The 25,065-nt window shown below is 36.8% G+C and carries 19 protein-coding genes; 7 read left to right on the top strand and 12 right to left on the bottom strand.

Going from position 1 to position 25,065, the window contains the following annotated elements; translation table 11 throughout:
- Window positions 1-7: 7 nt before the first annotated feature.
- Genes MQE36_RS15065 through MQE36_RS15040 form a run of 6 tightly spaced genes read right to left on the bottom strand, consistent with a single transcriptional unit; the run spans window position 8 to window position 6,875 of the window.
- Window positions 8-955, bottom strand: a complete 948-nt coding sequence (locus MQE36_RS15065; protein ID WP_242936800.1) for an ATP-grasp fold amidoligase family protein — start codon at window positions 953-955, stop codon at window positions 8-10.
- The gene (locus MQE36_RS15060) at window positions 939-2,069 is read right to left on the bottom strand and encodes an O-antigen ligase family protein (protein ID WP_242936799.1); all 1,131 of its coding nucleotides are present in this window, start codon (window positions 2,067-2,069) and stop codon (window positions 939-941) included. The genes MQE36_RS15065 and MQE36_RS15060 overlap by 17 nt, the downstream gene beginning before the upstream one ends.
- Entirely contained in the window at window positions 2,069-3,442 is a 1,374-nt protein-coding gene (gene murJ, locus MQE36_RS15055) for a murein biosynthesis integral membrane protein MurJ (RefSeq protein ID WP_242936798.1), read from the bottom strand. The genes MQE36_RS15060 and murJ overlap by 1 nt, the downstream gene beginning before the upstream one ends.
- Window positions 3,421-4,542: a glycosyltransferase family 4 protein gene (locus tag MQE36_RS15050; RefSeq protein ID WP_242936797.1), complete on the bottom strand. Its 1,122-nt coding sequence runs from the start codon at window positions 4,540-4,542 to the stop codon at window positions 3,421-3,423. The genes murJ and MQE36_RS15050 overlap by 22 nt, the downstream gene beginning before the upstream one ends.
- Before the next feature lies 1 nt (window position 4,543).
- Window positions 4,544-5,830: a nucleotide sugar dehydrogenase gene (locus MQE36_RS15045; RefSeq protein WP_242936796.1), complete on the bottom strand. Its 1,287-nt coding sequence runs from the start codon at window positions 5,828-5,830 to the stop codon at window positions 4,544-4,546.
- Between the two features lie 7 nt (window positions 5,831-5,837).
- Entirely contained in the window at window positions 5,838-6,875 is a 1,038-nt protein-coding gene (locus tag MQE36_RS15040; protein ID WP_242936795.1) for an NAD-dependent epimerase, read from the bottom strand.
- 181 nt (window positions 6,876-7,056) lie between these two features.
- Between MQE36_RS15040 and MQE36_RS15035 the strand changes: the two genes are divergently transcribed.
- On the top strand, window positions 7,057-8,325 hold the full coding sequence (locus MQE36_RS15035; RefSeq protein ID WP_242936794.1) for a right-handed parallel beta-helix repeat-containing protein: 1,269 nt from the start codon (window positions 7,057-7,059) through the stop codon (window positions 8,323-8,325).
- Between the two features lie 59 nt (window positions 8,326-8,384).
- Here the strand turns inward: MQE36_RS15035 and MQE36_RS15030 are convergent, their stop codons facing one another.
- Entirely contained in the window at window positions 8,385-9,995 is a 1,611-nt protein-coding gene (locus tag MQE36_RS15030) for a hypothetical protein (protein ID WP_242936793.1), read from the bottom strand.
- A 1,069-nt stretch (window positions 9,996-11,064) separates the two neighbouring features.
- On the opposite strand from MQE36_RS15030, the gene MQE36_RS15025 reads away from it, so the two are divergent.
- Genes MQE36_RS15025 through MQE36_RS15010 form a run of 4 tightly spaced genes read left to right on the top strand, consistent with a single transcriptional unit; the run spans window position 11,065 to window position 17,363 of the window.
- Entirely contained in the window at window positions 11,065-12,195 is a 1,131-nt protein-coding gene (locus MQE36_RS15025) for a DegT/DnrJ/EryC1/StrS family aminotransferase (RefSeq protein WP_242936792.1), read from the top strand.
- Window positions 12,192-14,147 carry a polysaccharide biosynthesis protein gene (locus MQE36_RS15020; RefSeq protein WP_242936791.1) on the top strand — a complete coding sequence of 652 codons (1,956 nt, stop codon included), beginning with the start codon at window positions 12,192-12,194 and terminating at the stop codon, window positions 14,145-14,147. Before MQE36_RS15025 ends, MQE36_RS15020 begins: the two co-directional genes overlap by 4 nt.
- Window positions 14,148-14,185: 38 nt before the next feature.
- Complete coding sequence (locus tag MQE36_RS15015; RefSeq protein ID WP_242936790.1) at window positions 14,186-14,962, top strand: polysaccharide biosynthesis/export family protein; 777 nt, start codon at window positions 14,186-14,188, stop codon at window positions 14,960-14,962.
- Window positions 14,963-14,966: 4 nt separating this feature from the next.
- Window positions 14,967-17,363: a GumC family protein gene (locus tag MQE36_RS15010; protein ID WP_242936789.1), complete on the top strand. Its 2,397-nt coding sequence runs from the start codon at window positions 14,967-14,969 to the stop codon at window positions 17,361-17,363.
- Window positions 17,364-17,414: 51 nt separating this feature from the next.
- Here the strand turns inward: MQE36_RS15010 and MQE36_RS15005 are convergent, their stop codons facing one another.
- The 4 genes from MQE36_RS15005 to MQE36_RS14990 form a co-directional block, all read right to left on the bottom strand.
- Complete coding sequence (locus MQE36_RS15005) at window positions 17,415-17,984, bottom strand: uracil-DNA glycosylase family protein (RefSeq protein WP_242936788.1); 570 nt, start codon at window positions 17,982-17,984, stop codon at window positions 17,415-17,417.
- A 20-nt stretch (window positions 17,985-18,004) separates the two neighbouring features.
- The gene (locus MQE36_RS15000) at window positions 18,005-18,394 is read right to left on the bottom strand and encodes a group III truncated hemoglobin (RefSeq protein WP_242938864.1); all 390 of its coding nucleotides are present in this window, start codon (window positions 18,392-18,394) and stop codon (window positions 18,005-18,007) included.
- Between the two features lie 10 nt (window positions 18,395-18,404).
- Window positions 18,405-18,839: an RrF2 family transcriptional regulator gene (locus MQE36_RS14995; protein WP_242936787.1), complete on the bottom strand. Its 435-nt coding sequence runs from the start codon at window positions 18,837-18,839 to the stop codon at window positions 18,405-18,407.
- A gap of 391 nt (window positions 18,840-19,230) precedes the next feature.
- The gene (locus tag MQE36_RS14990) at window positions 19,231-20,589 is read right to left on the bottom strand and encodes a pyridoxal-phosphate dependent enzyme (protein ID WP_242936786.1); all 1,359 of its coding nucleotides are present in this window, start codon (window positions 20,587-20,589) and stop codon (window positions 19,231-19,233) included.
- A gap of 128 nt (window positions 20,590-20,717) precedes the next feature.
- On the opposite strand from MQE36_RS14990, the gene kdsA reads away from it, so the two are divergent.
- On the top strand, window positions 20,718-21,536 hold the full coding sequence (kdsA, locus tag MQE36_RS14985) for a 3-deoxy-8-phosphooctulonate synthase (RefSeq protein ID WP_242936785.1): 819 nt from the start codon (window positions 20,718-20,720) through the stop codon (window positions 21,534-21,536).
- Here the strand turns inward: kdsA and MQE36_RS14980 are convergent.
- Window positions 21,531-22,511 carry a helix-turn-helix domain-containing protein gene (locus MQE36_RS14980; RefSeq protein ID WP_242936784.1) on the bottom strand — a complete coding sequence of 327 codons (981 nt, stop codon included), beginning with the start codon at window positions 22,509-22,511 and terminating at the stop codon, window positions 21,531-21,533. The two genes, kdsA and MQE36_RS14980, sit on opposite strands and share 6 nt — an antisense overlap.
- A 77-nt stretch (window positions 22,512-22,588) precedes the next feature.
- Here MQE36_RS14980 and MQE36_RS14975 point away from each other — a divergent pair, with 77 nt between their 5' ends.
- On the top strand, window positions 22,589-24,958 hold the full coding sequence (locus tag MQE36_RS14975; RefSeq protein WP_242936783.1) for a TonB-dependent receptor: 2,370 nt from the start codon (window positions 22,589-22,591) through the stop codon (window positions 24,956-24,958).
- Window positions 24,959-25,065 lie beyond the last annotated feature (107 nt).

The raw sequence follows: 25,065 nt of genomic DNA, 5'->3' as shown, positions 1-25,065 counted from the left end.
TGTAGTATTATTTGGCAGGTAATTTTAATTGTTTTCCCAGCCTTAAATCCCATTCCTCGGGTTCAATTGGCCTTAAACCACTATCGTGATGGAAAGTTATTTCTCCGAAGTAGATTTTACCATTGATGTTGTACCAATCGATTCTCGAATAAATAAAACTTTTGGAAATAATTTCAGATAAAGAGATCATCTCTCCCAGATTGGCAGGTTTCTCAACATCAGTACTGGAGGGATGTGTAAATGTATCAATTCCTTTTTTTGAAGACCATCGGTATGGTTCCCTGTTCCATTCAGGATCATACCAGTTTCTATAATGTGATTCCGTACCTCTGCCCATATCAACCTGAATCATTTTAACTGTCCCGTTAAAACAATGTACTTTATAATCGAACGGAGTAGAGCCGCTTTCATCAGTAATGAATTTTTCAACAATAATACGCGGAACAATATTTTTGTATTGCCACTCTTTACTTTTTCTGTAATAATTGATGCCAAGCCTTTTTTTCAGATCAGCGCGAAGCGCAGTCCAGTCTATTTTATTCTTGTCTTTCACAATAACGACCCCGCCGCTATCGTGATTGGTTTTTATGACAAAAGGAGGAGCAGGTAACTTTTCGGGGTGTATGTCATCCGGATTTGTGGTTACTGATATAAGGGGAACAAGATATTTATCGCCTATCTTTTCTGAAACAAAATCCCTGACCTCATATTTATCAGCACATTGTGTATGCAGTTGACTTCTGTTATTTAACTTTAACCAGTTGATTTTCTCATTTAGGGTCTGCGGGTTCTCAAGATCTATAGGGTATCCAAAACTTTTTTTGAACCTGTGTTCAATAACCTTTTTATCAGAACATAGGTACCTCCAGTAATAAGTATTGATGTCGATACCTTTTTGTATCACATATTTGCCTACTAAAGTGTTTTGATACAATTGTTTAATAATAGTTTTCATTTTGTTCCTCTTCAATTTTTGTAAGTTCGTTATACAAATAGATACTTATGAGTAGTATAGAAAACTTATCAAAATAATTATGGGTAACCATAAGTGCAGTTAATAGAACTATACCTAACATAAAGTTATGAGGATGGGATTTAAAATGTTTAAAACTTCGGATTAAAAGCCATAAATACAGATAAATTAAAATAATAAATGGTATAATTCCAGCTTCTCCGATAACCAATAGATATGTGTTATGAACCCCGGCAGATAAACCGAAATTATTTCCGTACAGTGTCTTAAACCCGTTGCCTGTCAAGGGTTTGTCGAGAATGATGTCTTTATATGTAAGCCATGTATGTGTTCTGGAATCGTCACCGATTACTTCCGTTTTTATCGGGCGATCGTCCAAAATGCTCATTAACGCATCAAACCGGGTCGAATTTAACTGAAGCATACTGGAAAAAGCAATGATAAGAAAAAGGGCTAAGGCACCTATTACCGGGGCTATAATATTCTTTCTGTTTATAAAAACGGAAATGATATTTAGTAACACCCAAATAACAATAAAATATCTGGAAAAGGTAAAGATACCACCGAAGGTAGCAATTATTTGTCCTGTAAGCCTAAGGATTTTATTGTTGATCCCGAAACTCATGGCAAAACAGACCAGGCATATGGCGCCTGCATAATTAGGGTTCAGGTAAAAACCGCTATATCTTCCATATGAAGGCGAAAAATTAGCATTATACATAGGGAAGAAGATGGCATGTACAGAAACACACAGAGCCCCCAGTAACAGTATGATATAGATGCTTTTAAGGGATGTTTTTTTAATTAATTGCCCTCCGGATACTATAATAACCATATACTTAATCATGCTTATAAAAAAGTCCTTGTCATTTATTTTATCATATTGCAATCCGCCAATTAAAAAATAAGCCAGCCCCAGGACTATAAATATCATGAAAGGCCTGCTTTTATCAGGTTCTAATACATAATACCCCATTAGTAAAAGAAAGGTGAAATAACTTAAGGCACTACCAAACCCGGGACTGATGTAGGCAAGTGCAAAACTTGGAAACGTCCATAAAATTAAAACCAATATGATATGCCTTAATATATTCATCAAATACTATTTTTAATGGTGAGTTTCCCCTGATTTATTGTAAATCTTAATAAAACCAAACTTCTTATGATGCCTATTACGGTAGTACACAGTGCAATGCCATAAACACCATAAATTTTCATCAAAAAATAATCTAAAATAAGATTGGCAATCATACTCCCCAGAGAAACATAGGCCATAAACTTGTTTTTGTTAATACTGGTAAGAAAATTTACCAGAACCATCCCGCAAACCGTAAACGGGGCGTAAATGAGCGTTATTTTTTGAAGTAAGGAAACTTTATAGGTATCCTCGGAAGTAAACTCTTGTCTTTCAAAAAGTAATTTTACCACCCAATCCGATGATAGAATGGCAATGATGGTTATAATGCCCGCCGCAATGAAGAGCCTTTTGAGTAATTTATATAAATTGGAATAGGCTTTTTGCCTGTCATCAATTACTTTTTTAGAAAAATAAGGAAGCAAAACGCTGTTTAATGTTAATACTATTAAACCGGTAATAAAGGCAGGAATTTTATTTCCGTAGTTTAATGCAGCTATAGAACCGACAACCAGTTGAGCAGCAAAAAACTGATCAGTAACTCCAATCAGTCCCGTAAAAAAACCTGATGAAGCCTTCGCCGGAAGTTGCCTGAGCATCTGGATTGCATTATTATTTTTAAAATCGGGTTTTTGAAACCGAAGTACTTTTCTTTTAATGGCGATGAAAGTCAGAAAAGCGAGATTGGCAAAGCTACCTATTAAGGTTCCCAATGCCAATACGCTGTTGCCAAGGGTATCGCGATAAAAAAGAACACAGAGAATAATGGAGATAGGCAGAAATACGGTATTCAAGGAAGAGTATTTAAATTCATCATGGATCTTCAATAACCCGCTGATCAGGGACGATATCCCCCAAAAAATGATACATGGTATCAGAAAATAGAACTGTAGCTTTATAAGTGCATAGTAAGCGGGAGTGTGTCCCGGAAAAATTAAGCTTATATATACGTCGGTAAAAAGATATGCTATAACGATAAAGACCAATGAAATACCCAGAACCATCAAAAAAGCTGTTGCCTGAAATGACTTGACATTGTTTGTAGCTTTAGATTCTGCTATATAGTTGGGAATAAATACGGTACTGAACGAATTTAGAAATACATTGCTGATAAAGCCGGGAATAAGCATAGCTATGTAAAAGGTATCCAGCAGTTCGGATAAACCAAAGCTGCTTGCTACAATACTCTCTTTTAAAAAGCCTATTACTTTAACAAAAAGAGTAATGAACATGACCAAGAAAATATTCCTTATTACAGGTTTTTTAAATAACGAGGCCCACCTGGAATAGGACATTTCTTTTTTTAGGTTTGCTATGTTCTCGAACTTAAACATCTTTTTATGAGTTCATCCCATTGTTTTATAACGTTATCCGATTTAAACTTCTCAACAGATTTCATCCCTTCGATACTAAACTTGTTTCTTTTCTCGGGATTGGTTATTAATTCATTAAGACCGGCTTTAAGTTCTTCTTTATCATCAACGGGGATTAAAAATCCGTTTTCTCCATGTTTTATGATTTCAGAGGGCCCGGTAGGGCAATTGGTAGAAATGCTGGGAACCCCAAAATGCATAGCTTCAATAAGTGCATTCGGAAAGCCTTCGAACCTTGATGTGAAGGCAAAAATACCGGCCTTATTGTAATAGCTGCTTATATCCTTGGTAGATCCGATCAATTCAACCTTTTCATGGAGCTGTAGTTTGCTGATCAGGGCTTCATACGGTTTACGGTTTTTACCTTCTCCGACAATTAAAAGTTTCCATTCCTGATTTTTCATCTCCGAAAAGGCTTCTATTAAAGTGTCCTGTCCCTTCTGATCGTTTAATCTGCCAACATTTAAAATAAAATTTTCTTTGGGATATTGATGACCGTTTCTTTTCTCCGTTAGCTCCCTGTTGATTGGATTCTGTAAAATATAAATGTGATCACCGGGAAAATAATTAGCAAAATACGCTTTTATTTCCTCCGTCTGAACAACAAGATACGTCGCTTTTTTATAGCAATATCTCCTCAGGGAATCCCAGAACTTATTTACTTTCGAATTTTTAGGGTCTATCCGCTCACTTATAATACAGGGAATTTTAACCCATTTGCTTGCAAGGGCGGACAAAACGTTTGCACTGGTCAGAAAGCCAATACAAACATCAGCCTTTTCTTTTTTAAGATGTTTTGTAAGTTTCTTTAAGAGCATGTAGTTGCTTTTTATGGCTTGAATCATATTGGTGCTTGGCGCGATATGATCTACACAATAAAGGAGCTTTACATTTGTTCCCAATTTGTAAAAAGGATCGGTTTTCGTAAAACAGATAATGGTAACATCGTAAAAGGCAGAAAGCTCATTTGCCAAAGTTGAAACAACCCTTTCGGCGCCTCCGGACCCTAAAGAAGGGATTACAAATGCCATTTTACGCTTTATGTTGCTTGTATCTGACATTTTATAAAACGGACTTTGATCTTATTTTTAAAGAACCCTTTACATCATAAACAACCCCATTTTCTTTGATCAGCTCTTCTACATCGAGGTCGTTAAACTCCTGATGTGATACTGCCAGTAAGATTCCGTCGTATGTACCCGGAGGGAGGCTGTTCGTGATTGTCAGGCCGTATTCGTGTTTAACGGCTTCTGCGTCAGCTATCGGATCGTATACGGTAACAGCTGTATTGTAACTTAACAATTCCCTGATAACATCTACAACTCTGGTATTTCTTACATCCGGACAGTTTTCTTTAAAGGTGATACCCAAAACAAGAATTTTACTTTCCTTGATTTTAATATCTTTTTTGATCATTAACTTAATAAGCTGGCTAGCTACGTATTGTCCCATACTGTCATTAATACGTCTTCCGGCCAGGATGATCTCGGGATGATAACCGACTTCCTGTGCTTTTTGAGCCAGGTAATATGGGTCGACTCCGATACAATGCCCTCCGACAAGGCCCGGTTTAAATGGTAAGAAATTCCATTTGGTTCCTGCTGCCTTTAATACCGACTGCGTATCGATATCGAGGAGATTAAAAATTTTAGCCAATTCGTTTACAAACGCAATATTGATATCTCTTTGCGAGTTTTCGATCACTTTGGCAGCTTCAGCAACTTTAATCGACGGTGCAGAATGTGTACCCGCAGTTATAACAGATTTGTATAGGTTATCAATCAACAAAGCTATTTCCGGTGTTGAACCGGAAGTTACTTTAAGGATTTTATCGACGGTATGTTTTTTATCTCCCGGATTAATTCTTTCAGGCGAATACCCTGCAAAGAAATCCTTATTAAATTCGAGACCGCTGACATGTTCTAGTATGGGAACACATTCATCTTCCGTCACTCCCGGATATACCGTTGATTCGTAAATAACGACATCTCCTTTTTTTAACACCTTGCCAACAGATTCACTTGCTTTATACAAAGGGGTTAAATCCGGTCTGTGGTTTTTGTCTACAGGCGTGGGTACAGTTATTATAAATATGTTACAGGAAGACATATTTTCGGGATCAGACGTACAAAGTAGTCCTTTATCCTGACTTTCATTTTGTTTTAATACCCCTAACAGATCTTGTTTTTCGATCTCTTTTGTAACATCAGTTCCCTCATTAAGCTCTTTCACCCGGTTGGTGTTAATATCAAACCCTACCACATCATATGCTGTGGCAAATAATCGGGCTAATGGAAGCCCGACGTAACCGAGCCCTACGATTCCTATTTTTGTTTTTCCGGTTTTCATATGATCCTCAGGAAACTTTTATGTTATAATATTCTGTATACCAGTCTATAAAAGATTTTATTCCATCTTTAACCGGGGTATTCGGAGAGTAATCATAGTCCTCAATTAAAGCATCTACATTAGCCCAGGTTTTGGCAACATCTCCCGGTTGGATCGGCATAAGATCCATTTCTGCCTTCTTTCCGAGATTGTCTTCAATCTCTTTAATGAAGTCCATTAATTTTACAGAATCATTATTACCAATATTATAGACCTTATATAATTGGTCCTTTGATTTTCTTTTTTGAACAGGCGTGGTACAGATTCTGACCACACCTTCTACGATATCATTGATATAAGTAAAATCGCGTTCCATTTCCCCATAATTAAAAACTTTTATAGGTTTATTCTGGGAAATGGCTTCTGTAAATAAAAAGAGTGCCATGTCCGGGCGTCCCCAGGGACCATATACCGTAAAGAAACGCAGTCCGGTTGTTGCCATATCGAACAAATGGCTGTATGTATGGGCCATCAGCTCATTACTTTTTTTACTTGCGGCATACAGACTTATGGGTCTGTCTACATTGTCTGTAGTCGAAAACGGGATTTTTTCGTTCAGACCATATACGCTGGAGCTGCTCGCGTAAACCAGATGCTCTATATGGTTATGCCTGCAACATTCAAGGATGTTCAGAAAACCAACAATATTGCTATCTATATATGTTTCCGGGTTTTCCAGGCTATATCTTACACCTGCCTGTGCTGCAAGATTGCAAACGACATCAAACTTTTCGTTTTCGAATAGTTCCGGCAGATGCTCCCTGTCTTCCAGTTTTAACCTGATGAACTTAAATGAGTCCTGGTACTTTGAACTTACAATCAGTTTATTATAGATTTCAGCTTCGTCCCTAATGATGCCCAGTTCACGCAATCGGTTAAACTTTAAATTAATATCATAATAATCATTAATGGAATCCAAACCGATAACTTCATGTCCCTTTTCTAAAAGAGAGCGAGATACATGAAACCCAATAAACCCTGCTGCTCCTGTAACTAGTATTTTCATTTTATGATTTTTATATTTTGATGATGGAAATAATTTACAGCAAATTAATAACTTATATACAGATTCTGCTTTTATGTCCTAACAAAAGTTATTAAATACTTTCTTATATTTAAAAAACTTATATAAATGTTGCAATAAAACCGTTGAACTCCAGAATTAGAAATTTCTTTATCATTCATACATGCATGAATTTTTAAAATATAAGAATTTTTTTGGATTATTTGTAATCCTTTCATGTTGTACAGTTCAAAGCCAGTCAGTAAAAGCCTCTGAATATGGATATGATGTGCTGGATGCTACTCCGTATTTATTAAAAGCACTGTATTCTGAGAATGATACGATTATAATAGACAAGCAAAAAAATGATTGGATTGTAAGCCCTCTTGTGGTCAGGGATCTAAAAAATAAGGTCATCATACTGGAAAAGGGAGTTCGATTAATGGCTAAAAAAGGGAGTTTCTCTAACAAATCGGATTGTCTGATTAAGCTGATCAACTGTTCAGACATGGAAATAGAAGGAAATGAGGCTATCTTAAGAATGAATAAAGACGAGTATAGCGATGGTGAGTGGCGACACGGGTTAAGTATCTTAAAATGCCGGAATATTAAAATTAAGAACCTTCAGATTTTAAATAGCGGAGGCGACGGTATTTATATTAATGGAATAGAGAAGGGGAGTTTTAGTAAAGACATTGTCGTAGAGAACGTACTTTCAAAATATAATAAGAGACAGGGGATTAGTGTGATAAGTGCCGAAAATTTAATGGTAAAAAACGCTGTATTTTCTGCTACCTCAGGAACCTTGCCGGAATGCGGCCTGGATCTTGAACCAAATTCTGAATACGACAGACTGGTTAATATAGATTTTGAACAGTGTACCTTTTCAAATAATAACAATGCAGGGGTTAACATCTCGTTGCATAACCTGACAGCCTATTCAGAACCGGTAAGCATATCCTTTAGAAATTGTGTTTTACTCGAGAATAATGTTAATAACAGCGGATTGGCAAGTGAGATCATTATCAGTGCAAATAAGCTCAATCCGGTATCAGGGAAAGTAATTTTTAAAGATTGCTTTTTTAAAGACAGTAATTATGGATTTCTCTACAGCAGAAAAAGAAGTGATGCATTTGAAGTCGTTTTCGACAATTGTGCAGCCGTTAATATTTGTAGGGGAGGAACGATGCCTCCTGTAGGGCTGGAAGTAACGGACTATAAAAACAATTCTTCTCTTGGCGGATTTACGTTTAAAGGAATCTATCTTGAATATGATAAGGATATTCCGGTAATTAAGGTAAGGGGATCCAGATTGGGGACTCTAGAAAGCTTAAAAGATGTAAACGGCGATTTTACCATCAAAAACCATCAAATAAAAAAATATGAGCATTATATAAACTATAATAATAACCTGAACAGGAATGTTAAACTGGACTATACCATTATAAAATAAAGAAGCGGCCCAAAAAGGCCGCCTCTTTATTTTGTATCTATAAATGAGTGGGGTATACCCTAACTTTCTAAAGAGAATAAAAACTCTTCAAGATTTGTATAACCGTTCCCATTACTGTCTTTGCTTCCATCAGAAGCGTCATTAGGGTTAAGTCCATTATTGGTTTCCCATTCATCAGACATACCATCCTTGTCAGAATCTTTGTAGGCACTTCCTGTTGCCAATGCAGGGTATGATCCGGAGTTGCTTTTGATTCCTCCGGTTCTGTTAATAACATCATTGATGATCCTCTTATCCACTGCATCTCTGAATAATGATGCACCGGCACTTTTTAAAACTTCAGATTCAACTTCATTGCTGGACATTGCAGCTATCCCCGAATTTAGAGTAGGAGAATTAACGGTGTATGAGTTTAAATCTGATGAAACAGAAATTTTACCGCCATCTAAAGAGTTATCAGCAATGTATGCCTTTGTAAGGCCAATCTGACCATCCGGACAGTTATTGGTAGAAGCCTCTAATCTGATAGTCTGATATTTCAGTGACAGGTTAGGATTTGATTTATACACATTTCCAATAACGTCAAACTGGTTTTCATATGTAGGACTTGTAGCCGAACTAAAGCCATATACTACATTGTTAATCATTTCGAAAGTAGACAAACATGTTGAAGACCTGATGTTTCTTGCCGAATTGTGTGCAAATAGGTTTTTATAGATGGTAATGTTCTTGGTGTCTTTCCATAAGAGCATACCGTAATGTGTTCCTATATTCTCGGAAATAATGTTATTCTGGATTGTAATGTTTCTAACATAACCATTGTCGGCCGCGCTAATATCGATATTCTCATCGTTGGCCCATGAGATGCTACAATGGTCAATTATAATATTCTCGACTGTGTGACCACCCCATGCAATAATTTTAATACCATCGCGATTCGAGTCACTTCCACCGTTATCACCAAGTCTGAATCTCATATGTCGAATGATAACATTAGAATCTTGAATACGCATTTCAGCTCCTTTTACGGTAATCCCTTCTCCGGGTGCTGTATGTCCTGCTATGGTAACATCTCCTGAACCGGAGGGAATTGACAGGTAGCTGTTGCAATTGATAGTACCGGATACTTTGAAGACGATAGTTCTTGCCCCGGTCATTTTTAATGCATCCCTTAAACTTCCGGAACCGCTATCATTAAGATTAGTTACTTCTACAACTTTACCACCTCTTCCTCCTGTGGCGAATCGTCCATAACCTTCTGCTCCCGGAAAAGCCTTTAAAGATCCCATGTCCTGATCTGTATCGGTAGAATCCTGGTCTGATCCGGTATCGGGGGTAGTTTCTTCTATAGCTGTCTCATCTGTCCATTCAGTATCAGGAATAACCTCTATATTGTCTGCATCAATATTGTCGGTTACTTCTTCGATCGGATCAGGAGCGGCTTCTTGTGTTGTTTGGTATTTTTTTCCATTTCTGAAAATCTTTTTTTCTCCATCTCTGGTAAAGATGATTGCACTTCTGTTTCTACCTTTTTGATAAAAAATAGTAGCCGTTTGGAATTGTTCTTCATTGTCAGCACTTAGCTGAATTTCGTCATGATTACATGACTGAAGTAGAGTCACAAACAAAAAAATAAACATCATACTCCTTAGGGCATTAATTTTGTCCATAGCATTCTCGCGATTTGGGGTTATTAAATATACTTATTAAATTGAATATCAGTCAATTTTGAGAGCGCAAATATATATAAATATTTAAATTCGAAATCGATTAAATGTTAAATTTCACCGATGAAAAGCACTCCCGAAATTGCCTTATTGATAAGTACGGTTCAACTTCAAAAAAAGTTTATACCCTAAAGAAGTTTTTTGGAGGCTTATGATGTCGTAACAGGCTGAATGATATCGAAAAGCCTTTTTTTAAAGGCGTTTTGAGAGTATGGGTCAAATACTAAAAAAACAAATTTTAACATTTAAAATTTGTTTAGATGAAATTTTTAATAATGAATGTATTACAAGAACTGTGGAAGTAGTATGTTTTATGATAAGATTTTAGTATGAGTTACTGATTATCCGTCAGGATTTTTTGTGGGCTTTTTCCCCTGGGAAGCCTTTTTTATCATATGTAATCGTATTTATTTTTAATAAATGTTTAACATTATAGTGGGTTCATCAGCTGTGATCCGGTAAAATAAGTACAGGTACTGTATTGGTTTTTTTGGTGTTTTGTGTCTTCCGGTGATCTGAGACCGCGGTCACTTTTGTTTTAAAACGTGCCCGATAAATTTGATTTAGATACTTTGGTGTAGTTCCCGGATAGATTTGAATCGTTTATAGAGATGCCTTACAGGTTTTATTGCTTTAAGATATTAGATCGCTTGTATGCCTTCATGGGAAGCAAAATATTTACTTTTCTGGTATTATTTATTGATTAAACAAGTACTTAACCGAGCATTTTTATACTTCAACGATTTAAATATAATGTGTAGAAGTCATACAAGCTTTTTTTTTAATTTTATGGAACATACCACGTATTGAATTGATTAATAGCAGAAAATTGGTTTAATAGAGAGGGTATTATTATTGAAATTTAAACAGGCGGAACAGGCATCCGGACCTCCATGGAGCTGTGTCCCGTTTTTAGACTTACCCTTTTTATATCCTTAAGAATTGATTAATAGCAAACCCAGATGTTGCAAACTTAACTGTCTGCATAATGGTTTAATCATTCAAGGATATTATGACAGTTATTACTAAATCAAAAATTTGGTTGTCGTCTCCTCACATGAGTGGCCGGGAACAAATGTACGTTGACGAAGCATTTAACACGAACTGGATCGCTCCGTTAGGACCTAATGTTACAGCTTTTGAACAATGTTTAGAATCTTATCTGAGTGCTAATGTATATGTGGCTGCATTGGCATCTGGTACCGCGGCCATACATCTAGGACTACAGGTGTTGGGTGTGACCAGGGGAGATGACGTGATCTGTCAGTCATTTACTTTTGCCGCTTCAGCAAATCCGATTACATACCTGGGAGCCAATCCGGTCTTTATTGATAGTGAGCCTGATACCTGGAATATGGATCCGGAACTCTTAGAAAGGGCCATAAGATCAAGAATCGCCAAAGGAAAGAAACCAAAAGCTATTGTAGCCGTACATCTGTATGGAATGCCGTACAAGGCTGATGAAATAAGGACTATAGCAGACAGCTATGAAATTCCTGTTCTGGAAGACAGTGCCGAGGCACTGGGAAGTTTATATATGGGGAAGCGATGCGGTACCCTGGGAGACCTTGCCATACTCTCTTTTAACGGTAATAAAATAATAACGACTTCAGGAGGGGGAGCCCTGGTATGTAATGACGAAGCACAGCGGGAACAGGCCGTTCATCTGGCAACTCAGGCTCGTGATCAGGCTCCTCATTACCAACATACATCTATTGGATATAATTACCGGCTCAGCAATGTACTGGCCGGAATAGGCAGGGGACAAATGGAGGTTCTTGAAGAGAGGGTTCATGCCAGAAGAGCTAATTATTCATATTATAAAGATCAGTTAAGTGAATTTGCTGAAATAGAATTTCTGCCAGAACCTGAAGGTGTATTTGCCAACAGGTGGTTAACAACCATATTGACTCCTTCTTATGCGTTGAGGGAACAAATACGGTTGGCATTAGAAAGAGAAAATATTGATTCCCGCCCACTATGGAAACCAATGCATTTACAACCGGTATTTAAAGATCAAACCTCTTTTATCAATGGTTGTTCAGAAGATCTTTTCAACAGAGGCTTGTGCCTTCCAAGCGGATCAAACCTTACCCGCGAAGAATTATATAGTATAACCAAAGTTATAAAATCTGTATTATGAGACTGAAAAACTACGTATTATATAACTCGAAAAAGTATGCTTCCCAGTGGCTGGTGTTAGCAATCGACCTGTTTATTGTTGCTACTTCTTTTATTCTGGCTTACCTGATAAGGTTTGATCTTACATTGGGTTTTAATCCCGAACCGTTTTTAAAGCAATTGCCAGTTGTAATCGTTATTGCGGCACTAAGTTTTCTCATCGTTAAATCACATAAAGGAGTCATCAGACATACCGGTTTCAGAGATATTATCAGGGTATTTATGGCTGTTGTCTTGTTTTTTGGATTTACTGTTTCGTTTGTCCTTCTTAACAGGGAAATGGCTTTTATGGAAGGGTTTACGATTCCGATTTCAATTATAATGATTCATTCCCTGTTAAGTTTTGTAGCCTTAAGCTCGAGCAGGGTACTTTTTAAAATGTCGTATAAATACATGACCTGCAAAACAAAGTATGCGAAAAACATTATGATATATGGCGCAGGGGATGCAGGGATTATTACATTAAATGCGTTGTTATCCAACCACAATCAGAAAGTAAATATTATCGGATTTATTGATGATAATGAAGCCAAGAAAGGGAAATCAATTAACGGGTTTACCATATATGGTCGCGAGTGTTTAAATGAAAAATTTGTAGAGCGATATCAAATTTCGGAGATCATAGTATCGATCCAGAACTTACCCACTCAGAAATTCAGGGGTATTGTAAATGATTTAATAGAGCTTTCAGTAGATGTCAAGGCAATACCTCCTTTTGAGAACTGGATCAACGGAAAATTAAATGCCGATCAGATAAAACAGGTACAGATAGAAGACCTGCTGGACAGAGATCCTATCGATATAAACAACCCGGTAATTGGCAGAGAACTGGAAGGGGAGGTTGTATTGGTTACAGGGGCCGCCGGTTCTATCGGAAGTGAACTTTCAAGACAAATAGCAGGCTATAAGTGCAAAAGACTGATAATGGTAGACCAGGCAGAATCAGCTCTTTATGATCTTCAGCAGGAATTATTACAACAGAAAAGAGATAATATCATACCTATTGTAGCTGATATCAGGGATAAAGCAAGAGTAGACCATATCTTTAATGAATATAAACCAACAATGGTGTTTCACGCTGCTGCATATAAACATGTTCCTTTAATGGAATCGAACCCATATGAGGCTATTAAGATCAATGTTGGGGGAACCAAGATAGTGGCAGATGCTTCTTCATATTACAAAGTGAAAAAGTTTGTATTTGTGTCTACGGATAAAGCCGTAAACCCTACAAATGTAATGGGCGCAACAAAAAGGACAGCCGAAATGTATATAAGCTGCCTGCAGAACGAAAGTGAAACAAAATATATAATAACACGCTTTGGAAATGTTTTAGGATCTAATGGATCTGTAATACCTTTATTTAGAAAACAGATCGAAAAAGGAGGGCCTTTAACAGTAACACACGAGAAGGTTACACGGTACTTTATGACTATTCCGGAAGCGTCTCAGTTGGTGCTGGAGGCAGGCGCCATGGGCAAAGGAGGAGAGATCTTTATCTTCGATATGGGAGAATCGGTTAAGATATTTGACCTGGCACTCAATATGATCCGATTGTCAGGACTACAATACCCTACCGATATCGATATAAAAATTACCGGACTGCGTCCTGGAGAAAAGCTTTACGAAGAATTGCTTGCTAATGGAGAAAACACGTTGCCTACATATCATAACAAGATAAAGATCAGTAAGGCACGACCGGTAAATTATGCAAGGGTAAAACCTGTAATTGAAGAGATCTGTATTTCAAATTTCTTTCAGAATAACAGTATTGTGATGAAGCTGAAAGAGCTGATACCTGAGTATGTTTCTAATAATTCTGTATTCGAAAAGTATGATAGAAAACAGGAAAAAATAACCGATAATCGAAAAAAAGTACTTACATCGAATTTCTTTGAAAAAGTGGAGAATTAATTCTTAAATTTAAGAAAATCAGGTAAAAAACATTACTAATGAATTTAAGAATTAAAACCTTAAAGAGAGTAAGCTATGTTCTTGTGTTAGGTTTTTTGGTTATATCATGTGCTTCGAGAGAAGAGGTTGTTTATATGCAAAATGCCAAAAAATTTGAAACGGTAGTTAATACTGACACTTTTGAACCAAAACTCAAAGTAGACGATATATTAAGCATTCATATATCGGCATCTGATCCAGAATCGGTAAAACCTTTTAATCTTATTAAAGGCATTACCAATACCGGTAACCCTCAAGAATTAGATTATTTAATTGATAAAGAGGGAAATATAGATTTCCCTGTTTTGGGAAAGGTACAATTGGTAGGCTTAACAACAGAGCAGGCCAAAGAGAAAATAAGCGGAATTCTTCAAAAAGATTATCTAAAAGACCCTATTGTTAATATCAGGATTAAAAACTTTAGGGTAACGGTATTAGGAGAAGTCAATAAGCCGGGTACTTATACTATAGATAGTGAACGAATTACCATATTCGAAGCTTTAGGGTTAGCTGGCGACCTGAGAATAAAAGGAAGAAGGGATAATGTACTGGTCATCCGTGATTTTAACGGAACCAAAACATACACTAGGGTCGACCTGACATCCAAAGCCCTTATAAACTCTCCGGTTTATTATCTAACTCAAAATGATGTGGTATATATAGAACCAAATAAATCGGCTATAACTTCTGCCTCTTTAGATAACAGAGCTACTATTATAGTATCAATACTATCTGTATTAATAACATCTGCTGTAGTAATTATAACCAGAAAATAAGTTTATGCAGTTAAACGGAGAAATAAGGACAGCTCTTAAGAAAAGAGAAACCAACGAAGTGAGAGATTTTGTATTTAAATATAAAAAACATTGGAAGTGGTTTGTTTTAAGTGCTGCTATCGGAGTCATTTTGGCATTTGTATATTTAAGATATACAATACCCAAGTATGCCGCAACAGCTTCTGTAATGCTATTAGAGGATAAAACATCGTCTTCGCAAATGACAGCCTTCAGTGATCTTAATATTTTTTCTAATAATATGAGAAAGGTTCAGGATGAAATAGAAGTTATGACCTCTAGAGATGTATTTATAGAAACTGTAGATAAACTCGATCTAAATATTCAGTACTACACACAAGGCAGGGTCATTAAGGTCGAAAAATATAATAACTATCCGATTACACTGAATTTCATTGCTTCCGATTCAATTATAAATAATTCTAAATTAACTGCATATATAGAAGTATTATCCGTAAACGATTTTAATTATTGGGAAGAAAAAGAGGGCAACCAGTTGCCGAAGAAAAAGTATTCATTCGGAAATAAAATTAACTCCTCTCTTGGTGATTTACTGATTACCCCATCTCTGGATAAGATAAACAGCTATATAGGGGCTACCATAGAAGTAAATATTACACCTGTAACAACGGTTGCACAGAATTTAAAGAGAAATATCAATGTACTGCCGATAGATGTAGAATCTAATGTGATCCAGATATTATACAACGATGTTATTAAAGAAAAAGCAATCGACGTCATCAATACATTAATAGAGACCTATAACGATAACAGCCTTGAAGAAAAAAGTTTAGTGTCTAAACAAACAACGGAGTTCCTGAACAAGAGAATAGACCTTATTGCCGCAGACCTGGCCGATGTAGACAATGTGGCGGAAAGATTTAAAACAGGTAATAAACTTACCAATATTGCAGCAGATGCTGATATTTATCTATCATCGAGTTCGGCCAATGAGCAGGAGATGGTAGTTACCGGTACCGAATTAAGTATGGTAAACTATATGAAAGAGTCGGTTTCTCAGCGGGGAACATATGAAACAATGCCGGCTAATATCGGACTGTCGGATCCGGGAATCAATAATATCACGACAAAATATAATGAATTGGTTATAGAACGGCAGCGTTTGTTGAAAAGCTCTAATGAAAAGAACCCGGTCGTGGTCAATCTCGATCAACAACTGGATGGCTTGAAGGAATCGATGTCCCAGAGTTTAAATAACCTTGGAAACACATTGAATATAAAATACCAGAGTTTGAGTGATCAGGCAGCCCGTATTAACTCTAAAATATATTCTGTTCCGGGACAAGAAAGAGAACTCAGAGATATCCAACGCCAGCAACAAATCAAAGAATCGCTTTACCTTTATCTTCTAGAAAAGCGGGAAGAAACAGAAATAGCAACAGCATCGGTATCACCAAATATAAAAGTCATAGACAATGCCTACATTGTTAGTGACACCCCGGTATCGCCTAAAAAGAAGATCGTTTACCTGGCTGCAATTGTATTAGGGATGCTGGTACCATTTTCAGTTATTCGTATCAAACACCTATTGGATAATAAAATTCACAATAAAGAAGACTTGCTGAAATTGTTCCGTGATGTGCCGATAATAGGTGAAATTCCTAAAATTGAAGATAAAAATGAAAAAACAATTAAAACAAATGACAGATCAGTTCTGGCAGAATCCTTTAGGTTGCTGAGAACCAATTTGGACTATGTGATGAGGAAACAAAAGGACAAAAAGTTAAATAATATAATATTTGTAACTTCAACCATCAATGGAGAAGGGAAGTCTTTTGTAAGTTATAACCTGGGACTCACTTTAGCATATTCCAATAAAAAGACCCTGCTTATTGGCGGAGATATACGTAATCCGGGACTTAATTTATTTTTGAATGGAATCCCGGCTAATATCGGGCTTACAGAATACCTGCAAAAGCCGGATTTAAAAGTAGCGGATATTATTAACCCCGTATATAATGATATTCCTTTAGATATAATACTGTCAGGCAAAATCCCTCCTAATCCGGCAGAACTCTTAATGAGCAATCGATTAGAAGAATTATTTGATATAGTATCTGATAATTACGATTATGTAATAGTAGATACTGCTCCGGCAATGCTGGTTACCGATACATTGCTTATAAGTAAATATGCGGGTAATACGGTTTATATTACCAGAGCAGAGTATACAGATAAGAGAATGTTGGATTATCCAAGAGAACTTTTTGACGACAACAAACTGAATGGAATGATGATGGTAATTAACGATGTAGACACGTCTAATTTCAGCTATGGAGGCCGTTACGGCTATGGCTATTACGGAACCAATAGAAAAGCCAAAAGAGTTAAAAGGAGAAGGTTTGATAAAGTGAAAATATGATGTTTAGAGAAATTATTAAATCGCTTATTGACAAATATCACTGAAAAAAAACTATAAAGCCGATCCGACTAAGTCTTGCAACCTGGGGATCACTTCAGTTTCAAACCAAGGGTTTTTCTTAAGCCAGAACCTGTTTCTGGGAGACGGATGGGGTATAGGCAAATAGGTGGGTAAATATTTTTCAAAATTTCTGACCGTTTCAGTGAGTGTGTTTTTTGCCGTTTTCCCCAGGTAATATTTTTGGGAATACTGACCGATCAGAATGGTGAATTTCAACTCAGGCATGGCTTTATGTAGTTGAGGGTGCCACAAAGGAGCACATTCAGGTCGGGGAGGAAGATCTCCGGACTTCCCTTTTCCGGGATAACAAAACCCCATCGGGATCAGTGCAAAATTTTCAGGATCGTAAAACACATCATCACTAACACCCAACCACGATCTGAGAAGCCTTCCACTTGGGTCGTTCCACGGAATTCCGGTTTTATGAACACTTGTACCGGGAGCCTGTCCAATAATATTGATCCTGGATCTTTTGTGTGCAGAAACAATAGGGTTAGGGCCTAATGGTAATTGCTCGGCACAAATGGTACACTTTCTTATTTCCGATAGTAATTTTTTCATGGGAGTGGCTTTACACGGTATCAAAATAAAGGTTTTGAAGTGTTCTTCCGGTGATGATCAATCTTAAAATAAAACATCTGAGCCATTTTTTCAGCCCTCCATTTGGCCTCCTCTGCTTTTTCACCCTGAAAATGAGTGTCTATCGTTTTTCGGAATAGTTCTAACCATGTATCAAAGTGATGTTTGTCTACAGGAAGCTCAGCGTGTGGCATAAAAGGACTTCCATAGTAGGTATGTTCGTCCAGTAAAACCGTTTGCCAGAAGCTGTACATCTTTTCAAGATGTGTATCCCACGCATCTTTTATGATATTATTGAATATAGGGGACAGTAATTCATTTTTTCGCACATTTTCGTAAAAGCTGTTTACCAATAGCTTTATATCTTCTATACCGGATATATCTTTTAACATCATCAGGTTATTATTGTTTTAAAAACGCAATGCCTTTTTTAAGATCATGGGCTAATTCTGAAACAGAAGTGGTTTCAAGCATTTTTCTTAAATCCTCTCTAATACTTAAGAACTTGAAATGAACAGGGCAAGGGTGTTCTTCATTACATTCCTTTAACCCCAGTCCACAGCCTTTATAAATAGCGTCTCCGTCTATAGCCTCTACGATCTGATAAAGTTTAATATTGTTAAAACCACTATTAGGCATTTCAAAGCCTCCGGAAGGTCCCTTCAGAGAGTTAACAATATGGTTTTTAACGAGCTGCTGCATTATCTTGGCAGTAAAAGCCTCAGGAGAATCAATAGCTTTTGCTATTTCTTTAATATTTACCCTTCTGCTATTTATAGATTGTTCAGCAATGTATAAAGTAGCCCTGATTCCATATTCACATGCTTTCGAAAACATAGTAGTAATTTTTAATACAAAGATATAATTAATAAGACTAGTTTGTCCTAATTATAGCTGTCAAAATAAAAAAAGCCGCATTTTGCGACTTTTTGAAAGTTCTTCGTTTCTCTAATGAACAATTCCTAAAATACTTAAGATAGTGGTAATTAGTACCATTCCTAAAACAGCCAGCAGTAGAAAGACTACGATTTTAAGAAAAACATTAAGAATTGCGTTTTGATGTACAATCTGCCCCATATAATAGCTATTTAAAGTTAATATTACTTTAATTCTGAATATCTGATTTAGGGCACAACTTGTATCTAAAATACAAAAAACCAGCTTCTTAAGCAATTATAACAGTCAGATTCCGACCAACTGCAATAAAATGATTGTTAATATCTTAATTTTATAATGCACTGATAATGTCGTGTTTAGTTATTATCCGGTACATACCCTTACCCAAATCAATGAGAACAGCCTTATTTTTCTTGTTAATAAGTTTAGCTATTTTTTCTATGGAAGTACTTTTGTCAACTACCGGGTAAGGTGCTTGCATATAGTCTTTTATAGGTCTTTTTACAATGTCTTTGTCTTCCATCCAGGCTTTAAACAGGTCAGATTCATCTATCGACCCGACATACCCTTCCCTGTCAGTGATGGGTAATTGAGAAATATCGTATTTTTTCATTCGTTCAATGGCATGCATCACAAGTTCTTCTGTTTTTGCCGTAATTAATGAACTTTTTTCATGTATTTTAACCAGATCAGCAGCTGTTTTAATCTCTGATCCCAGAAAGCCCCTGTCTCGCATCCAGTCATCATTGAACATTTTAGCGACATACCTGCTACCGTGATCGTGAAACAGTACGACCACAACATCTTCCTTTTTAAAATGTTCTTTTAGCTGTATTAATCCCTTTACTGCAGCTCCGGCAGAATTACCTGCGAAAATACCTTCTTCCCTGGTTAATTTTCGGGTGTAAATTGCTGCGTCTTTATCCGTTACTTTGGTAAATCCGTCAATAACATCAAAATCAACATTTTTTGGAAGGATGTCCTCCCCGATACCTTCTGTGATGTATGGATATATTTCATTCTCATCGAAGACCCCGGTTTCATGGTATTTTTTAAAAACAGAACCATAAGTGTCTATCCCCCATATTTTTATCTTCGGATTTTTTTCTTTTAAATATTTCCCCACACCTGATATTGTCCCTCCTGTCCCAACACCTACTACAAAGTGTGTGATTCTACCATCGGTCTGATCCCATATTTCCGGTCCGGTTTGTTCGTAATGAGCAGCCGCGTTCGATAAATTATCGTATTGATTTACATACCACGAATTCGGTATTTCATCAGCCAATCTTTTCGATACAGAATAATATGATCTTGGATCACCAGGCTCCACATTGGTTGGGCATACTACCACTTCTGCCCCTACAGCCCGAAGGATGTCGATTTTTTCCTTCGACTGTTTATCATTAATGACACATACCAGGCGATACCCCTTTACAATGGCTCCCAGGGCCAATCCCATACCTGTATTCCCTGATGTTCCTTCAATAATGGTACCACCCGGATTTAATAATCCCTTCGATTCGGCATCTTCTATCATTTTAACAGCCATTCGGTCTTTAATAGAATTGCCGGGGTTAAAGCTTTCCACTTTTGCCAATACCAGGGCATCAATATCTTTAGCAAGAGCATTTAATTGTACCAGTGGCGTATGACCAATGGTTTCCAGAATATTTTTTGCGTAGTTCATTAGTGCTAGGTGTTTAGAAACAAATATACAAAGGGAAAAGGAAACCAACCACGTTGTTTGTAAGGCTCATGAACCTTATATGTTATGTCTTTTTAATTACTTATTTTTGCCTGATAAATAAATCACTGATGAAATTAGATAAAATTCCACAAATAAAATATACTGATTCAGGTAACTTCTTTCTATTGGCCGGACCTTGTGCGATAGAAGGTGAAGATATGGCTCTAAGAATAGCAGAGCGTGTCGTAGAGATTACCGATAAACTGAATATCCCTTACGTTTTTAAAGGAAGTTTTAAAAAAGCGAACCGGAGCAGGATAGATTCGTTCACGGGAATTGGTGATGAAAAAGCCCTGAAGATATTGAGAAAGGTTTCAGAAACATTTAATGTCCCGACCGTTACAGATATTCATGAGATCTCCGATGCTGAAAAAGCTGCTGCATATGTTGATATACTCCAGATTCCTGCTTTTTTGGTAAGGCAGACCGATTTGGTTGTGGCCGCCGCCAATACGGGTAAAACAATAAACCTGAAGAAGGGACAGTTTATGAGTCCTGAAAGTATGAAGCATGCTGTTAAAAAAGTTACAGACTCCGGAAATGAACAAGCGATGGTCACCGATAGAGGTACCATGTTTGGATATCAGGACATGATAGTTGATTTCAGAGGAATCCCAACTATGAAAGCATATGCACCTGTTGTATTGGATGTGACACATTCTTTGCAACAACCCAACCAGACAAGTGGGGTAACCGGGGGAAGACCGGATATGATAGAAACAATTGCCAGGGCAGGCGTGGCTACAGGTATTGACGGATTATTCATGGAAACTCATTATGATCCCGCCACAGCCAAAAGCGATGGAGCCAATATGCTTCATCTGGATTATCTGGAAAACCTGCTTACAAATTTAGTAGCAATTCAAAAGACGATAAATAGTCTATAATGAATCCCTGAACCTTTTAGGGGTCTTTCCGTAAAATTTCTTAAATGCAGCACTAAAATGTGTTGCATTTTTGTATCCCACCTCTTCAGAGATCTCATAAATAGGTTTCTCTGTGGCTTCAAGAAGTTGTTTTGCTTTTTGCATTTTTAGTTTTAATGCATAAACACTCACAGAAGAACCAAATACCCGTTTAAACTCTTTTTTTAAAAGATGCTCGTTAATGCCCACTGCCAATGATAGGTCTTTGAGCCCTAAGTTCTCGTGCATACGGATACGGAGAATCTGTGTGACGTCGTATATTTTTTTAATATTACAGCTGGTACTGCTTTTAACCTCGCTGGCCTTGTAAGAAAGGTAACTATCTATTTGCACGGCAATAAGTTCGAGTATCTTAGATTCCAGATATACCTTTTGAGAGATTCCCTTGTAGTTTTTTTTGTTCAGATCATTGATGATGTTAAACGGCTCAGCTGTCATAGGAATGATTATTTGACTATCCGGATCATTAAGTTGCTTGATATAACGTTGTGCATCGATTTGATGTTTGGAAAGAAAAGTATCGGAGAGCTTGATAGTTATTTCATGAAACTGTTTATTCCCCGAAACCTTTATTAATCCGTTATATCCTGAAAAACAGATCATACACGAATCGTTATCGGTATAAATAAGATCATTGCAGCCAAGATCATTCTTAAATATAATTTCACCCTTTAATAAAAATGATAGATGCTTTCCGTTATAATTGTTACTGAACCTTAGTAAAACATCATCTTTTAAATGCATCTTTTTAATAGAAATAGATATATCGTCGAACGAGATCACCTCGATAGTTCCTTTACCTATTTCCGGCTTTAACAGATATTTCTTTTTGTCAAACCATTTGTTTTTAAAAGACGCTCCCTCAATTCCAATCATTAAATGTAAAGGAGACAAGTAATCCACGATTCTTTTTATTTCACGTCCTTTTTTTCTCATAAAACGTCACAATGACCAGGTGTTCTTCTTTTAATTTCGCATCAAATTTATTTAGACTAATTATAAATACGAAATTTATGAGACTATTTTTTACTTTGTGTATATGTATAGGTTTTGTTTTTGCTGCCTTCTCACAAAGCGGTAATATTAAAGGAAAAGTTAGAACTTCAAGCGGAGAAGCAATTCCTTATGCGAATGTCTGGTTAGAAAACACTCAAAAAGGAGATGTAACGGACCAAAACGGATCGTTTGAGATTAAAAACATTAAAACGGGATCTTATAAACTGATCGTTACAAGTGTTGGATACCGCAAGAGCCTGAAACAAATTGAAATAGCTGCCGGAACTCTGAACGTACCGGATATTGTTCTTACGGAAACTACAGAATCGCTGGGCGAAGTGGTGGTGAATGGGAAAAGTAAAAGTCCTTATTTGCAAACCAAACCATCTTCTTCATTAAAGTTAGAATCAAAATTAATTGATGTTCCTCAAAATATTCAGGTAGTAAGTAATGAACTTATAAACGACCAGCTTGCTTTTAGTTTATTTGATGGCATCGCAAGAAATACCAGTGGAGTCAGGAGAGTAATGCACCAGACTAATGCACTCATGTATATGCGGGGTTACAGTGTAGAAGGGTTAAGAAACGGGATGAATATCAGCGGTTATTTTGGGCCTTTAAAAGACGATATGTCATTTGTTGATCGGATAGAGTTTGTAAAAGGACCTGCTGGCTACATGATGGGAAATACTTCATTAGGGGGGCTATACAATGTGGTAACTAAAAAACCTACCGGAATAAATAAAAATACATTGGCTCTCACATTGGGAAGTTTTGACACCTATAGAGTGGAGGCTGATTTTGACGGTGTGTTGTCTAAAGATGGAAAACTTCTGTACCGTCTGAACTTAATGGGGAAATTAAGGGGTTCACACACCGACTACGGTTATGATAATGGGTATGTTGTAGCGCCATCATTTAAATACATGATAGATGAAGATACAGAAGTAACCATGGAATATATTTATCAGAATAATGCTATAGATAATTATGCAAACTATATCTATTCAAAAATTGGGTTTAAGGAGTTTCCGGTAAACACCTCATATTCAGATCCAAGGAAAGATCCTGTTGTTATGAATGATCATAGTATACTGGTAAACATGAAGCACGCCATAAATAATAATTGGACTTTTACAACTCAAGCTAATTATTTAAATTATAAGCAAAGGGGAACACAGTTGGGATTGCGTTATAATTCATTGCAGGATGATGGTTCAGCTACGCGTAGTTTTGGTTTGTTAGATAATGATAATATAACTTTACTGGGACAAGCTTATTTAAACGGAACCGCTACTACAGGAGAGGTAAGTCATAAAATAGTAGGAGGACTCGATATGGGAGCAAAGCAATATTATTCAGACTGGTCTAATTTAACCCCTTATGGAGAAGAAACACCATATAATATATACGATCCGGAGGCGGGAGCTGCAAATTTAACTACCGATGATTTTCCACAACTGGATGACAATGTCAGCCTAAGGAACAGAGCAGGCAGGTATAATCAAAAAAATTCATTTACAGCTTTGTATTTTCATGACGAAATAGGTTTTTTCGATGATAAATTACGCTTAAGCATGGCGGGGAGGTATACGAATACCAAGCGTATAGAAAATACAGGTAAAATTACAAAAAACGATGTTTTTACTCCCAGGATAGGACTTAGTTATTCTTTTGTAGAAGATGGAAGTGTCTATGGAGTTTTTGATCAGACTTTTGAAGAAAATTATGGTTTACCGTTAGAAGACGGAACTTCACTAAAACCTTCAAAAGGAAGTAATATTGAGTTTGGTATAAAAAAGGCCTGGTTTAACGAAAGACTTACAACTTCCATAGCAGGGTACCAGTTAACGAAGAATAACCTGACAACTACCGCCGGAGTAACACCCGACCAATATTCAGTTCAATTTGGTGAATCGCAATCTAAAGGCTTGGAGATAGATATTAATGGAGAAGTCTTGCCAAATTTAAATGTGGTGCTGAATTATGCCTTTACAGAAGCCAGGATAACTAAAGATACAGACCCCGGTAATGTTGGAGAATTGCTTCCTGGAGCAGCTAAGCACATATCAAATGCCTGGGTTACTTATAGATTACCTGAAACAACTAAACTGGAAGGTTTAGGTATTTCTTTAGGATATCAATTGCAAAAAGACAGAGCAGCATGGCCGGCGGGTAGCGGAAGTCTTTTACCGGATGATTACTTCAGTTTAGACGGAGGTGTTTCTTATAAGTTAGGAGCTTATAATATATCGTTGCTGGTAAATAATATTACTGACAATTACAATTATACGGGATTTTATCCGGGCGCTTGGGGCTATACCCACTTCGGATGGAGAGCAGCTCCTCCACGTAATTTCAAATTCAGGGTAGCATATAGTTTCTAATTCTTTTGATTATTTATAGATGCTTCTCAAGGGCTATTCATAATGAATGGCCCTTAAATTTTTCATAGATGTTTCACATAACGTCATTTTTATTTCCAATCACGTCA

It is taken from the genome of Zhouia spongiae, assembly GCF_022760175.1.
Classification (GTDB): domain Bacteria; phylum Bacteroidota; class Bacteroidia; order Flavobacteriales; family Flavobacteriaceae; genus Zhouia; species Zhouia spongiae.
Note: the sequence above shows the minus strand (reverse complement) of the source record. Positions and strands in the feature narration are given on the sequence as shown.